The organism is Cryobacterium algoritolerans (assembly GCF_004402785.1).
Classification (GTDB): Bacteria; Actinomycetota; Actinomycetes; order Actinomycetales; family Microbacteriaceae; genus Cryobacterium; species Cryobacterium algoritolerans.
On sequence record NZ_SOFP01000048.1, the window covers coordinates 1 to 12,823 of the forward strand.

Sequence of the window (12,823 nt, forward strand, 5' to 3'; positions counted from 1 at the left end):
AAACAGGGTTTAACACCCTCCGCCTTCGATTAACAGCGTCCACGCGGGAGAAGTCCAATCGGACTCCGCGATCAGCGCGAAGCCAATCGATTAGGACTCACTCATCTAGTCGTAGCGGCGCTCGAGGAATTCCAGAAGCATGCTCATGCTGCTCTCGTCGGGTTCGTCGAGGAGCCATTCATCGATCGCGCGTTTCATGCCCTCAGCGCGGAGTTCGAGAACCAATTTCGCTTTGATCCTTCGTACCATTACCGACTAACTCATTCCGAAGCGTGCCTTACGCTCGGCGGAAGGAGCTAAGCAGATGGCCCCCAACGGTAATATTCGCTGGCTCCACAACACGCTACTGGCCGCATCGCCCAGTGGCTCCGAACGTCAATAACGCTGGCCCCCAAAAGCGCAAATACTCACCTGCCCACATGGACCGGTTATCCCACGTTTCCGTGGCAGTTCTTCCCTAACTGGGGGGTGAGGGTGTTGGTCCCCTCACGGCTGGCCAGCAGGTCGGCCGTGGCCATGGCGAACCCGAGATGAGACCAACGTGGCGGGGGCCCGACGTGAGGAGCCCGGCAGGACACCCGGTCAGTAAAATATCCCACACTGGGTTGATTCTGTACCGAGCTCTCCGCCCAGAAACGAATAGTCTCCGAGGTTGCGGAGGCCATTCGTTTTTCACTTTCTGTCAGGGACCTCGTCCCCCGTCTGATTGGCTGCTTGGGCAAGAATCGACTCAACGTGAGCCGTCGCCGCTCGAAATGCGGCCTCAGGGTCTCTTCTGGAAATGGCACTCACGATCTCCCTGTGTTCGGCAATGGAGAGCCGCTGTCGCGCTTTCGTGAGGTAGGAATTATCGCGACTCGGTTCAATGATCTCGTTGACTCTGTCGAGGAGCCGCATGAGCAGCGGGTTGTCTGCGCATTGTGCGACGGTCCGATGGAAGACTCGATCGAGTTTCGCGTACTCGCGCGGTGTCAAATTCACAGTCATCTCATCGATCAGATTCCGTAGCTGAGCTATATCGGTCGCTGAGGCCCGGATCGCCGCTCGCTCGGCGATCGGAGGCTCGATGCAGGCGCGCACGTCCATTACGTCCCCGAGACCGGCCGGTGCAATATCGAGCCCGGACGCAAGAACGTTGCCGTGTGGCGTGGCGCTCGGATCAGTGATCAGCGTCCCTAAACCCGGTTGACGACGAATGCGCCCTCGCACTTCCAATGCCCGCAGGGCGTCGCGCAAGGAGGTGCGAGAGACCCCGAGCGTCTGGGCGAGTTCGCGTTCCGGAGGGAGCTTGGATCCTGCCTGAATTTCGTTGGCAAGAATTAGGCGTTCGATTCTCACGACAAGGATGTCCGGCGTTGAAAGTGTACTTCGACGGCTCTGACTGAGTGCCATTGTTACCTTTCTGGTACTACCAACAGTTTAATTGCCTTGACACGGTTGAATTTTGAAAGCTATCTTGGTCCTACCAAACGAGTTGGTCCTACCAGGATACTAACAATCTCAGGAGAACCCATGAAGGCTTTTTCAAGAACTGTTCCGATTGTCATCGTGATGGGGCTGGCACTAACGGCCTGCGCTGGCCGCGCTTCCGAGCCGGCGGCGGAGAGGAGCGCCGCTAGCATCGAGTCGCCTGCGACGATTGCTGCCGGCAAACTCACGTATTGCACCCCCTTCGAGAGCCCACCGAACAACTTCTACGACGAGAACCACAAAGAAGTGGGCGCAGAAGTTGAACTCGCGCGCATCTTTGCCGAGAAGATGGGCCTTGAACCGGCCTTCCGCGAGACAAAGTTTGCTTCCATCATCCCAACGCTGCTGGCGAGCCAGTGCGACGTCATCATGGCCTCGCTCTACATCAAGCCTGAGCGCGAAGAGGTCGTTGACTTCGTGCCGTACATGATGTCGGGACAGGCCGTGGCCGTGGGGGTCGGCAATCCGAAGAAGATCACCGGCATGGACGACTCTCTGTGTGGCCTGAAGATCGGAGTCAAGACGGGTACGACGGCGGCTACGTTGAGCGCCGTACAGGCCCAGTCATGCACAGACAGGGGCGAGGGCAAGATGACAGTGATGTCACTCGACAATCAAACCCAGGGCCTCCAGCAGGTGACAGCCGGGCAACTTGATGCCTACAGCGACACGAGCGCGCTTGTTCTCTACTACGAGTCGAAGGACGCAAGCGCCTTCGAGATCGCAGGGGATCCGTACGGCGAGATTACTGTCGGCGCTGCAGTGTCCAAGGGGAACGCCGAACTGCAGGGTGCCTTGACCACCGCCCTCTCAGAAGTTCGAAAGGAAGGCACCTACGACAAGATTCTCAAGAAGTGGAATGTGGATTCCCTCGCACTCCGCTGACTCCGTCATCAATCCCCTTGGAGGGTAAATGAATACCGACCTCAACTTTGATACAGAATTTTTCTGGAAGCATCTGCTGACCCCCACCGACGCATTCATCGAGGGATTGTGGCGGACGATCTACATCTCTGTGACTGCCATGCTTCTCGCACTCATCGTCGGCCTGGTTGTCGCACTCATGGGCAGATCACACTTCACTGTCCTCCGCTGGTTTGCGGGCGGTTACGTCTGGCTCATTCGAGGAACACCGTTGCTCGTTCAGCTCGTCCTCGTCTATAGCGGTCTCGCTGCCCTCGGCGTCTATCGCTTTCAAGACATCATGGTTTCCGGACTTGTGTTCCAGGGGGTCGTCCAGGCCGCAATCATCACCTTGACAGTCCATGAAGGGGCGTACATTTCTGAGATCGTACGTTCGGGCATTGAGTCCGTCGATCCCGGACAAATAGAAGCGGCCGCAGCTCTTGGGATGACGCCGCTGGCCGCGATGAGACAGATTGTGCTGCCCCAAGCCCTTCGCACGATGGTCCCTCCGCTCGGCAACATCTTCAACATGCTGATGAAGTCAACGTCCGTCCTCAGCATCATCGGAGTCAGCGAGATGTTCCTCGTAGCCCAAGGCCTGAGCGCAACCACGTTCCGGACGTTCGAAATTTTCTTGGTTGTTGCCCTGTATTACCTGGCCCTGACCACGATCTGGACGTTCACCCAAAGGGCAATCGAAATCAAGTTGAACGACCAGGTCGGAATCGTCAGGTCGGAATCGATGATCAAGAAACTGATCGGCCGACGCCCGATCCGGATCGAAGCGGGAGTCTAGATGTCGAACGTAAATGAGCTCACTGTAGACCGGAGACTCTGTAAACCTCCAATGGTGCAAATTCAGGCGGCCAGTCGACGATTGGGTGGACACCAGGTCCTCAAGGACGTGAACCTATCAGTCTCCGAGGGCGAAGTGGTTGTCCTAGTGGGTCCCTCAGGAGCGGGAAAAACCACCCTCTTGCGGACCATCAACCACCTGGAGGAGATTGATTCGGGCCTGATTCTGGTGAACGGTCAGATGGTGGGCCATCGGGAGGCCGGCGACGGCAAAGTTTCGAGGGACTCTGCGAGAGGCATCGCCCGGAAACGACAGGGTATCGGCTTCGTCTTTCAGCACTTCAACCTCTTCCCACACATGAGTGTGCTGGAGAACATCTGCCATGCACCCATCAAGGTTCTTGGGCGGTCGAAAGCGGAAGCAACGGCGACGGCGGAGCGACTTCTGGAGCGCGTCGGCCTCCTCGACAAGGCGGCAGCGAAACCTCGGAACCTCTCTGGTGGGCAACAGCAGCGGGTCGCTATCGCTCGAGCGCTGGCAATGGACCCTGCCCTCATGCTGTTCGACGAACCGACCAGCGCACTCGATCCCGAAATGGTCGGAGAAGTGCTCGACGTCATGCGCGAACTCGCTAGGGACAACATGACCATGGTCGTCGTGACTCACGAGATGGGGTTCGCTCGTGAAGTCGCGGACAGGGTCGTGATTATGGATGCCGGACAAATCATTGAAGAAGGCAACCCCAAGGAAGTCTTCAACGCGCCGCGTCATCCGCGAACCATCGAATTCTTCTCAAAAATCCTCTAGCAGCACCGACAAACGTGACTCGTCACGTGGATGGAGACGCCCATGACAATTACTTCAGTGCCCCTTGACGCGCCGAGCGCGACGGTCGAATCCGGGGCCATTGCAACATCCCACGTTCTTGCCACTGCCGCCGGGGAGGCAGCGTATGCGGCCGGGGGCAACGCGATCGACGCTGCACTAGCCGCGGCAGCAGCCTTAGCCGTTGTGTACCCCCACAACACCGCGCTCGGCGGGGACCTCGTTGCGTTGATCAGGACACCGACGGGCCAGATCCACTGCGTCAATGCGACCGGAGTAGCGGCCCTCAGCGTGGATGTCGCTTCGCTGCGGGAACGGTATGTGGGGAAACTCCCCGAACGAGGCGTCGATAGTATTTCCCTCCCGGGGACGGTAGCTGGCTGGCAGGCACTTCGTGGATTCGGCGCTGTCCTTCCCTGGGCGGAACAATTCAATAGGGCCATCGAGTACGCCGTGGACGGCGTCCCCGTCTCGCCGTCCTTGGCCACAGCGCTCTCCGCAGTCCACCACGTGATAGAGCAAGACGCGGGAATGGTCTCTGTGTTCTTCAAGGACGGCGAACCGCTGCGCGAGGGAGACCAATTACGGCAGCCCGCACTGGCAATCTCGCTCAAATCCATCGCTACTAACGGTCCTGATGAGTTTTACCGCGGCGACGTTGGTCAGAGACTAGTGAATGGACTGTCGAGACTGGGAGCCCCGTTCACTCAAGAAGACTTTTCTAGCTATCGGGCCGAAGTCAGCTCTCCGATCAGTGTCGAGTACCAAGGACACGAGGTCTTCACCAGCCCGCCCAACACGCAAGGTTTCATTCTGCTCCGAGTCCTCCAGCAGCTCAAAGCTCAAGACATCAAAGACCCGCTCGGATGCGACGCAGGAGCGCTGAGCAGGTTGTTTGCCGAGGGAAACCAATTCCGCGAAGAGCTTCTGGCGGATCCCCGGTACGCTTCCGTCGATGTCAACCAGCTACTTACCGGATCCAAGCCTGGGGGTGACGGTTCTGGCAACGTCCAGATCCCGACCGGGGACACTGTCGGCATTGCGGCAGCAGACTCGGGCGGCTTCGCTGTGTCCCTCATTCAGAGCGTGTACTTCAGCTTCGGATCAGCGGTACTCGAGCCCTCAACCGGCATCCTCATGCAAAACCGTGGCATGTCGTTCTCGCTGGATGACGCATCACCAAACGTTATCGCGCCGGGCAAGCGGCCGAGCCACACGTTGATGCCGGTCCTGGTAACCAAAAAGGGAGCTCTCCGCTGGGCCAACGCGACGATGGGAGGGAAGGGCCAACCGCAAATTCACGCTCAAGCCCTACACCGACTCCTCGCCGGGTCCACGCCGGAGGAGACAGTCTCCAGCCCGCGTTGGATCGTGGGTCCGAAGGCACCAACCGATGGCCCCGAAACAATCTACCTGGAAGCCAACTTGGCAGCGGAGCCCAAGGCAGCAATAGGAGCCATCGGATTCCGTGTCCATGAAGTCCCCCCGCTTACAGACTGGATTGGCCACCTCCAGGTCGTCGCAGTAAACCCCGCAGGCTTCACTGCAGCGAGTGACCCCAGATCGGACGGGTCCGCTGTCGTCGTTTCCAGACCATAGCCAAACCATTCCCGGACCAAGCTCAGAACGAGGAGTTTCACACATGTTCCTTGCCATACGAAAAAACCAGAACCGAGTGCATTTAGGACTCATGCTCTCGTTGACCATGTCAACGGGACTCATCGATGCTGTGGGCTACCTCGGACTCGATCGCGTCTTCACAGGGAACATGACCGGGAACGTCGTCATCCTGGGCATGGCCCTGGTGGGAGCGGACAACCTCCCCATCATCGGACCGGTGGTTGCTCTCTTCGGGTTCGTAGTCGGCGCAGCAATAGCTGGCCGAGTACTGCGATCGGTAGCGGCCGGGTGGACACACCATTCGACGGCACTCTTTGGAGTTGTCGGGGTAATCCTTATCATCACGACCGTGGCGCTAGCCATTATCGGCGAGGTCCACCCTGCCCCGGTCCAGTTTGCAGCGACAGGCAGCTTGGGACTTGCAATGGGCATCCAAGCCGGAACCGCGAGGCACATCGCCGTCAAGGACGTCACGACAGTTGTTGTGACGTCAACGTTGACAGGCTTGGCAGCGGATTCGCGATTTGGTGGGGCTAAGAAGCAGATGTGGCAGCGCCGACTCGGAGCCGTCGTGCTCATCGGACTCGGCGCAGCGATCGGGGCTGCAGCGATTCAAGTTCACCTTTCGCTCGGCCTCGCGATCTCCGCCTTCATTACTCTCGGGGTCGCCCTCATCGGCTCCATCGGGGCATCCTCCACTAAAGACCCAACCGTGGCGACGGCCGTCCGCTTCTAACTTCCAGTACGGCAGGATAAAATTGTTCTGCTTCGGAATACCCGATTACAACCGGAAACCTGAATGGCGGCGATGACTGCCACCACAAAATGGGCACCTACACCAACTGCAAAACCACCAATGCGAACATCACCGTGAGCTACACGTACGTGAGTAAAGCTTTCGGTGTCACCCCAGGACAAACCATTCTGTTCGCCAACCCAAACCTCGGCACATTCACTCGGGCAACCTAGACCGGCAGCTACTGCTAAACCACTTCACTCGCAGCCGGCCCGTCGCATCCCAGAACACTAGGTCTCGCACAAGTCAGCAGTAAGCGTGGAGCAAAATCACCCACGACAGACCACACTCGCGTTAACCTGCCCGGTGAGGGCCTCCGTGCCTGGTGAAGATGTCAGATACCTGCACTCAATCCGGGGGCCCTCCCCACCACGCCCCGAAACTCCGCCCTCTCCGCCGACCCGGAAACTCTTAGGGGCGACCACAGAAGTAGCGCAAAATCCTACGCTACGCGGTTCGATGGCAGGCCGGTTGCCGTTGCGCAACGGCCACGCGGCGAAACTCTGCCGCTACAAACTTGGCGGCTCACGTCCCGTTCAGGAGCACCGGGCCAGTGAGCCCGGTAAGGCTGCAAGAACCCGTCAGCCCAAGCCCGCGAGACACCCAAACGTGACTGACCGTTCCAATGCGGCTCAGACCCCGTAGCGAAGAGGCCATGGCCCGTACTGGAACTCTGACATTCACGGAACAGCTGAGGAACTGCATGCCCTCGCAACATCGTCCGATGCCGACGAGCGCCAACTCGCTGCGGCGATGTACGGCCTTCCGCCGGACCTTGTGTCCGTATTGGTACTGGATGCTGTGCCTGAAGTCGCACAAGCCGCACTGATGCGGCGCAGCGCGTCGATGGAGGTGCTGACGGCGGCCGCCGTTGCGCACCCAGAGTGGGCTCAGCAGATCGCTCACCACGACAACGCCCCGGTCCATCTCACTATGGACAGGCCCGCGGCCTGTTTTAAACAAGCCCGCACCGGTTGACCGCTTTTTCAATGCGCTGGGCGCGACCGCGGCAGAGAGAGCGTTTCCAAGCTGAGCGTTTCGACATCGCGCTCCGACAGGACACGAGCCGAACTGTCGGCGAGCTTTGGGTGGCCTTGCCCCCGGTTACCGGCCGTTTCGTCACGCTTGGCAGAAAATGGCCGTGCTTCTATCCGATGCTGACAACCGTGACAGAGATGGTGTTGATGGGGGCAAGCGCCAATGCGGCGGGATGTGCGGCGATTGTGTCATGCACGCGTCGGCACACCTCGGCGGATGACGCTGCATCGGCGACACCGATTCTCGCGGTCACGCTCAGTTGGGCCTTTTCCGTCGTCACGGTAACTAGTTTCGGCGCCTTTGCCCGCTGCGTAAGGGCCTCGACAACAGACCCGACAATCGTGACGACGATCGGCGTGGTCGGGTACAAGACGGTCACCCCCGGGACGGACCTTACGATGGCTTCGAGCTTCTCTGCGAGCTCGGCGGCATCCGTCATAGTGTTGCTTCTTCGTCGCTGGGCTCAGGCTTCGTGAGGTAGATGTCACGAATGATTACGTCGATGCCCACGATGGCGAGCTCGGTGTGGGTGCGTAGCGCGCCGAAGAGAGTGTCCCGCAGCTTGTCGGCAAGGACGGGAATGTTCTCACCTTTGTAGACGTTCGCGTCGACCGTGACCGTGATCGGAGCTCCTAGGGTAGTGATTTCCCCGTCGAGCCGGCATCGACCCACGATGAGGTTATCGACGGTATCGCCTGCCGCGCGAAGGAGTCCGCGGACAGCTCCCTCGGTGATTGCAAGTCGGGCTGTCGAGGCCGGATGCGAGATGGGTATGTCGCGACCGGACCGAGAGTCACGCACGATTCCTTCCAGGATGGTGGTGACCCAGCTATCGTCGAGACTCGGCGCGCGATCCGCCTCCTCCTGGGCCATCGAACTCATCGCCCCGTGAAGCCGCTCCAACGAGGCGAGCGCGATCTGGCAGGCCGGCGAGTGGTCGATCGAGGGATCGGCGGGCGTCCTGCTGCGGTCAAGGTAATCGCTGAGTTGCTCGATGGTGTGGCCGTCAAGCTGGTCAGCCTCGTCGTCGGGCCCGCCCCATGCTGCGACGGAGTCAGGCGTGTCGGATGAAATCATCGCCAAACCTCCATTTCGCGAATCAGAGTTTTGCGGGCACGAACCAAGAGACCGCGCACAGTCGAGACCGGCAAGTCGAGTTCCTCGGCGATCTCTGCATAACGGTAGTCCCCGAACTCTTTCAACTCCCAGCATCGTCGCTGATCCTCCGGAAGGGCTGACAAGACTTGGGAGAGTGCCTCACTACGTGACCGTGCCTCCACTATGTGCGTCGTTGAATGGTTCTCCGATGCAGGCACGTCGACGTCGTCGAGGTTGGAGTGATGCCGCCGTGCGCGGATTCGATCGATGCTCTTGTGGCTGGCGATGCGCATCAACCAACTTTTTACCAGCGCAGAATCTTTCAAGGTCGATAGCTTCGCCCATGCCGTGATGAACGTGTCCTGCACGACATCATCTGCATCGTGGCTGCTGCCCAGGATGCGGGTCGCATAGGCGCGTACCAACGGGCCGTACCGCCGCACAAGCACTTCGAATGCTCGAACGTCTCCGTCAACGGCGCGGTCCACCAAGGTGCGGTCGTCAGCGTGGGCTAGCAGTGCCCTGCTCTTGCTATCGGGAATGGTTGCCCCTCGATTCGCTGGGAACTGTCGCACTGGGTGTGATGAACGCCTCGTGACATACGACTACATAGTAACCATTCAAATGCGCCCTGTTCAGGGGCCACGAACAAGGAGCCTCCCCATGGCAGATCTCACCACACCTACTCTTTCCACCGCCCCAAACTCCGCCTCGGCGACCCCCGGCCGCGGCAAGACCGTGATCAACGACGCTGTGGTGGCAAAAATTGCCGGCATTGCAGCCCGTGAAGTCAGTGGTGTGCACGCCCTTGGCGGCGGCGCCGCTCGGGCGCTCGGTGCCATCCGCGATGCCCTGAACACCTCGGACGTGAGCCAGGGCATCAAAGTGGAGGTTGGAGAAACTCAGGTCGCGGCCGACGTCACCGTTGTCGCGGAGTACCCCGTGGCCCTGCAGGATGTGGCCGAGCGGGTGCGGTCTGCCGTGATCCGTGCGATCGAAGACCTGATTGGGATGGAGGTCACCGAGGTGAACGTAAACATCACCGACGTGCACCTGCCGACCGACGACAAGGACGAGAAGTCCGAGGCTCGGGTTCAGTGAGCACCTTGGCGAAAACAGGGGCCGTGTTCGGAACCGTGCTTGCTCTGACATGGCTGGTCCTTGGCTTTTGGCCATTCGTGTTCGTGGCCGCGGCCATGGCTGTCGGCGCGATCGTCGGGCGCATTATGGACGGAAAACTGAGCGTTGCGAACCTGGTTGACGCATTCCGGGGCAAGCGTTCTTCGTCATGACAACCCTCAGTTCCGCATTAGCGGCCCCTCGTACGCTGTCGCCGGCGGCACTCAAACACGGCCGGACCACCGTCTCGACCCGGGCTTTGAATCGGCTTGTGTGCGCGGTCGCGGCGGACGCTCTGGGCGTTGACCCCTCGGCGGTCAGTGCCGCGATCACCGACGATCAGGGCAGCCTCGCCCTCACGGTCAGCGCCCCCATCCGAGTCGTTGCGCTCACCCGTGTGAACCGGGATCCCTCCGTCGTGACTCGCACCGGAGGCACGATTCTGGAGCGAACCGAACACGCCAGACAGCACATTCATTACCGGGTGGGTGAGTTGACCGGTTCTACCCTGTCGCGGGTGACCGTGCGGCTCACCGGTGCCGACATTCGACCAGAAAGCCGCGTGCAATGACCAAGTATCGTTCCACCTACCAACGGATCAGCCGTCGCGAGCTTTACTCGCCGCGTTCGGTTGCAGCGATCACTCTCGCGATCCTGGTCATTTTCGCTTGCCTCTGGCTCATGATCGAGATCGTGTTGAACCTGCTCGGCCAGCCGGGGCTCCTCGCGGCCCCTGCGGATATGGCGGGCGCGGTTGCGGGCGCCTCCTCTGCACCATCCGTGCTCGTGGGAGGGCTCGGCCTCACCGGCGCCCTCATCGGTCTGCTTCTCCTTGTCGTGGCCGTCACTCCTGGCCGCCGCTCTCGCCATCTGCTCGAGACCGAACGGACCGCGACGATCGTCGACAACGAGGTGATCGCATCCGCGTTGGCTCGTGAAGCGGCCCGCGTCGCTGAGTTGGCCCCAGACAACGCGCGTGTCACTGTGACCCCCCATAGCGCCACCGTTCACCTCACTCCTACCTCTGGAACTGCGATAGATCAGCAGGCGGTGCTCACGGCCGTGCGCGAACAGATTAATGCTTTTGGGTTGCTGCGTTCCCTACACGCGAAGGTCGTTGTTGTCTCCACGGGGAGGGTGGGCGGATGAACTCCACCAATCGCATCCTCAACCGCATCTTCGTTTTCCTGGTCGGACTCCTCGTCCTGACCGGTGGGGCGACCCTGGCCCTGGTGGCACTTATTCCGCTTGTCCGCGACAGCTGGACGAACACAACTCGTGTCGGCATCGATAGGGCAACCCGGTTGCTTCAGGCCACCCCCTTTCCCGAATTTCTGGTCCCGGTCAGCGGCAGCTGGTTATGGTTCATCGCTCTCGCCGCTGGAGCGCTGCTCATCGCGGTGCTGGTCACCTTCAGCCTGCGTCAAGGCCACGGCCGCACTAGCCGACTCGTCACGCTGAACGGAAAAACCAGCAGTGGCGCAGTTGTCATCGAGGCGAAAGTGGCCGAGCACGCCATCGAAGAAGCTCTCACAATCCGACCGGAACTTGTTGCATCCCACGTTTCCACCTACCGCGTCAAAAACCAGTCAGCACTGAAAGTGGCCATCACTTGCCGCCGAGGAATCTCACCACGAGAAGCCAACCAAATTGTCAACGAGGTGCTCTTTTCCTTCGATAATCTTCTCGGCCTACAACTCCCCGCCCTCGTGCAGATCAGCGGCGGCTTCCGCGCGCGAACGACCAAGGCCACCCGCATCCGCTAATAACTCACCGGCTCATAGAAGTCATCTGGCTGCGGTCAACCGTGCTATCTCAACCGGCAACATCCACCGATTTTTGATAGGGAGTCACGACTTGACGAACCACAACGACAACCCGGGGACCAAGTACATCACCGGCGGTTACCCCAAACAGAAACAGAGTCAACCCAGCCTGACCGAGGCAACTAAGTCCCACCCGGATCGTGGGGAAGACACCTACCATGGCGCCGGCAAGCTCCTCGGGAAACGGGCACTCATCACCGGCGGCGACTCCGGCATCGGCCGGGCCGTGGCCATCGCCTACGCCAAAGATGGTGCCGATATTGCGATCTCCTACCTGCCTAACGAACAGACGGATGCCGAATTCACGGCAGAACAAATCCGGGCCGCCGGCCGCACCGTCTTGCTCATACCGGGCGACATTCGCGAGGAAACTTATTGCGTCGACCTCGTAACGGACACCGTGGCAACCCTCGGCGGCTTGGATATCCTGGTGCTCAACGCCGCCTACCAAAAAAACCGGACCGGTTCAGAAAACCTGTCCCGGGCAAAGTTCGACCGGGTATTTAAAACCAATCTTTATGCGACTCTGTGGATCGCGCACACCGCCATCCCGCACCTCCGGCCGGGAGCATCAATCATCTCCACGTCATCAATCCCGGCATCGGGCCCCGCACAGGCGTTGATCGACTACGCCATGACCAAAGCCGCTCTCGTCGCGTTCACGCAAGCGCTCGCCCAACAATTAGGCCCAGCCGGGGTGCGGGTTAACGCAGTCGCGCCCGGGCCATCCTGGGCGCCGCTTAGCCCCGCAGCTTCATGGTCGGACACGCTGTCCTCCTTCGGTCAGGAGACCGCGCTCGGCCCGGCAGTACAACCAGCCGAACTCGCCGCCGCCTACGTTTTTTTAGCCTCACCCGAAGCGTCCTACATTTCAGGTGCCGTAGTGCCCATCTCGTTTGAGTGCGTCAGCCCACACCTGATCGCCCCAGTCATCAGTGTCCAGAAGTAGGTGATCACCATTTTTTAGGAGCGACATGCGTAATGACCACGTTCTCCATCAGGTCGCCGCGGTGGCACCGGCCTCACGGACTGCGCCGATGTGCGCAAGCGCGGCAGCGGGCGTTGAGGACGCACCGGCCGGCCTCGAAGCCGTGCGCGCGGCCGGCTGTGCCACCATCGGCGTCGAAGGAACCCATGACGCAGCCGACCTGGACGCCGATCTCGTCGTGGCCAGCCTGGACAAGTTGCGCATCGTCGTGCAGCACGACGGCGTCAAGTTCGAACTGCTTCCCGAGTAACGCCAGCCAATACCTAGAACACCTTCAGATCGACATGCGAGCGGTGCACGAACGAGCGCGGTTGTTTGACGTTCAGTTCGGAAGACAGTCG

At 60.2% G+C, this 12,823-nt stretch carries 16 protein-coding genes and 1 pseudogene; 12 read left to right on the top strand and 5 right to left on the bottom strand.

What is annotated here, in order from left to right:
- Nucleotides 1-108: 108 nt before the first annotated feature.
- Nucleotides 109-186 (bottom strand): annotated as a pseudogene (locus E3O19_RS18915) (ATP-binding protein); the annotation flags it as partial.
- 486 nt (nucleotides 187-672) lie between these two features.
- Nucleotides 673-1,392 carry a FadR/GntR family transcriptional regulator gene (locus tag E3O19_RS11140; RefSeq protein ID WP_134567627.1) on the bottom strand — a complete coding sequence of 240 codons (720 nt, stop codon included), beginning with the start codon at nucleotides 1,390-1,392 and terminating at the stop codon, nucleotides 673-675.
- A 120-nt stretch (nucleotides 1,393-1,512) separates the two neighbouring features.
- Between E3O19_RS11140 and E3O19_RS11145 the strand changes: the two genes are divergently transcribed.
- From E3O19_RS11145 to E3O19_RS11165, 5 genes are all read left to right on the top strand, one after another.
- Nucleotides 1,513-2,355 carry an ABC transporter substrate-binding protein gene (locus tag E3O19_RS11145; protein ID WP_134567628.1) on the top strand — a complete coding sequence of 281 codons (843 nt, stop codon included), beginning with the start codon at nucleotides 1,513-1,515 and terminating at the stop codon, nucleotides 2,353-2,355.
- A gap of 28 nt (nucleotides 2,356-2,383) precedes the next feature.
- A complete protein-coding gene (locus E3O19_RS11150; RefSeq protein WP_134567630.1) occupies nucleotides 2,384-3,172 on the top strand; it encodes an amino acid ABC transporter permease in 789 nt (262 codons plus the stop codon).
- Between the two features lie 51 nt (nucleotides 3,173-3,223).
- Nucleotides 3,224-3,979, top strand: a complete 756-nt coding sequence (locus E3O19_RS11155; protein ID WP_134567632.1) for an amino acid ABC transporter ATP-binding protein — start codon at nucleotides 3,224-3,226, stop codon at nucleotides 3,977-3,979.
- 42 nt (nucleotides 3,980-4,021) lie between these two features.
- Nucleotides 4,022-5,596 (top strand): gamma-glutamyltransferase family protein, encoded by a 1,575-nt coding sequence (locus E3O19_RS11160; RefSeq protein ID WP_134567634.1) that lies wholly within the window; start codon nucleotides 4,022-4,024, stop codon nucleotides 5,594-5,596.
- Between the two features lie 91 nt (nucleotides 5,597-5,687).
- Entirely contained in the window at nucleotides 5,688-6,353 is a 666-nt protein-coding gene (locus tag E3O19_RS11165) for a YoaK family protein (RefSeq protein WP_241981332.1), read from the top strand.
- Nucleotides 6,354-7,560: 1,207 nt separating this feature from the next.
- On the opposite strand, the gene E3O19_RS11170 is transcribed toward E3O19_RS11165, so the two are convergent.
- Genes E3O19_RS11170 through E3O19_RS11180 form a run of 3 tightly spaced genes read right to left on the bottom strand, consistent with a single transcriptional unit; the run spans nucleotide 7,561 to nucleotide 9,037 of the window.
- On the bottom strand, nucleotides 7,561-7,890 hold the full coding sequence (locus E3O19_RS11170; protein ID WP_134567638.1) for a hypothetical protein: 330 nt from the start codon (nucleotides 7,888-7,890) through the stop codon (nucleotides 7,561-7,563).
- Entirely contained in the window at nucleotides 7,887-8,528 is a 642-nt protein-coding gene (locus E3O19_RS11175; RefSeq protein WP_174776927.1) for an Asp23/Gls24 family envelope stress response protein, read from the bottom strand. The genes E3O19_RS11170 and E3O19_RS11175 overlap by 4 nt, the downstream gene beginning before the upstream one ends.
- Complete coding sequence (locus E3O19_RS11180; protein WP_420898606.1) at nucleotides 8,525-9,037, bottom strand: RNA polymerase sigma factor; 513 nt, start codon at nucleotides 9,035-9,037, stop codon at nucleotides 8,525-8,527. The genes E3O19_RS11175 and E3O19_RS11180 overlap by 4 nt, the downstream gene beginning before the upstream one ends.
- 175 nt (nucleotides 9,038-9,212) lie before the next feature.
- Between E3O19_RS11180 and E3O19_RS11185 the strand changes: the two genes are divergently transcribed.
- From E3O19_RS11185 to E3O19_RS17955, 7 genes are all read left to right on the top strand, one after another.
- A complete protein-coding gene (locus E3O19_RS11185) occupies nucleotides 9,213-9,650 on the top strand; it encodes an Asp23/Gls24 family envelope stress response protein (protein ID WP_134567642.1) in 438 nt (145 codons plus the stop codon).
- On the top strand, nucleotides 9,647-9,841 hold the full coding sequence (locus tag E3O19_RS11190; RefSeq protein ID WP_241981333.1) for a DUF2273 domain-containing protein: 195 nt from the start codon (nucleotides 9,647-9,649) through the stop codon (nucleotides 9,839-9,841). Before E3O19_RS11185 ends, E3O19_RS11190 begins: the two co-directional genes overlap by 4 nt.
- A gap of 86 nt (nucleotides 9,842-9,927) precedes the next feature.
- Nucleotides 9,928-10,239 (top strand): hypothetical protein, encoded by a 312-nt coding sequence (locus E3O19_RS11195; RefSeq protein WP_241981334.1) that lies wholly within the window; start codon nucleotides 9,928-9,930, stop codon nucleotides 10,237-10,239.
- Nucleotides 10,236-10,817: a DUF6286 domain-containing protein gene (locus E3O19_RS11200; RefSeq protein WP_134567644.1), complete on the top strand. Its 582-nt coding sequence runs from the start codon at nucleotides 10,236-10,238 to the stop codon at nucleotides 10,815-10,817. The genes E3O19_RS11195 and E3O19_RS11200 overlap by 4 nt, the downstream gene beginning before the upstream one ends.
- Nucleotides 10,814-11,434 (top strand): hypothetical protein, encoded by a 621-nt coding sequence (locus E3O19_RS11205; protein WP_134567646.1) that lies wholly within the window; start codon nucleotides 10,814-10,816, stop codon nucleotides 11,432-11,434. The genes E3O19_RS11200 and E3O19_RS11205 overlap by 4 nt, the downstream gene beginning before the upstream one ends.
- Nucleotides 11,435-11,525: 91 nt before the next feature.
- Complete coding sequence (locus tag E3O19_RS11210; protein WP_241981335.1) at nucleotides 11,526-12,443, top strand: SDR family oxidoreductase; 918 nt, start codon at nucleotides 11,526-11,528, stop codon at nucleotides 12,441-12,443.
- Nucleotides 12,444-12,468: 25 nt separating this feature from the next.
- The gene (locus E3O19_RS17955; protein WP_174776928.1) at nucleotides 12,469-12,732 is read left to right on the top strand and encodes a hypothetical protein; all 264 of its coding nucleotides are present in this window, start codon (nucleotides 12,469-12,471) and stop codon (nucleotides 12,730-12,732) included.
- Nucleotides 12,733-12,823: the final 91 nt, after the last annotated feature.

What these genes read in the sequence shown, in the direction of transcription:
- E3O19_RS11140 (WP_134567627.1), bottom strand. Translation starts at nt 1,392, where the DNA reads ATGGCACTCAGTCAGAGCCGTCGAAGTACACTTTCAACGCCGGACATC.
- E3O19_RS11145 (WP_134567628.1), top strand. Translation starts at nt 1,513, where the DNA reads ATGAAGGCTTTTTCAAGAACTGTTCCGATTGTCATCGTGATGGGGCTG.
- E3O19_RS11150 (WP_134567630.1), top strand. Translation starts at nt 2,384, where the DNA reads ATGAATACCGACCTCAACTTTGATACAGAATTTTTCTGGAAGCATCTG.
- E3O19_RS11155 (WP_134567632.1), top strand. Translation starts at nt 3,224, where the DNA reads ATGGTGCAAATTCAGGCGGCCAGTCGACGATTGGGTGGACACCAGGTC.
- E3O19_RS11160 (WP_134567634.1), top strand. Translation starts at nt 4,022, where the DNA reads ATGACAATTACTTCAGTGCCCCTTGACGCGCCGAGCGCGACGGTCGAA.
- E3O19_RS11165 (WP_241981332.1), top strand. Translation starts at nt 5,688, where the DNA reads ATGCTCTCGTTGACCATGTCAACGGGACTCATCGATGCTGTGGGCTAC.
- E3O19_RS11170 (WP_134567638.1), bottom strand. Translation starts at nt 7,890, where the DNA reads ATGACGGATGCCGCCGAGCTCGCAGAGAAGCTCGAAGCCATCGTAAGG.
- E3O19_RS11175 (WP_174776927.1), bottom strand. Translation starts at nt 8,528, where the DNA reads ATGATTTCATCCGACACGCCTGACTCCGTCGCAGCATGGGGCGGGCCC.
- E3O19_RS11185 (WP_134567642.1), top strand. Translation starts at nt 9,213, where the DNA reads ATGGCAGATCTCACCACACCTACTCTTTCCACCGCCCCAAACTCCGCC.
- E3O19_RS11200 (WP_134567644.1), top strand. Translation starts at nt 10,236, where the DNA reads ATGACCAAGTATCGTTCCACCTACCAACGGATCAGCCGTCGCGAGCTT.
- E3O19_RS11205 (WP_134567646.1), top strand. Translation starts at nt 10,814, where the DNA reads ATGAACTCCACCAATCGCATCCTCAACCGCATCTTCGTTTTCCTGGTC.
- E3O19_RS17955 (WP_174776928.1), top strand. Translation starts at nt 12,469, where the DNA reads ATGCGTAATGACCACGTTCTCCATCAGGTCGCCGCGGTGGCACCGGCC.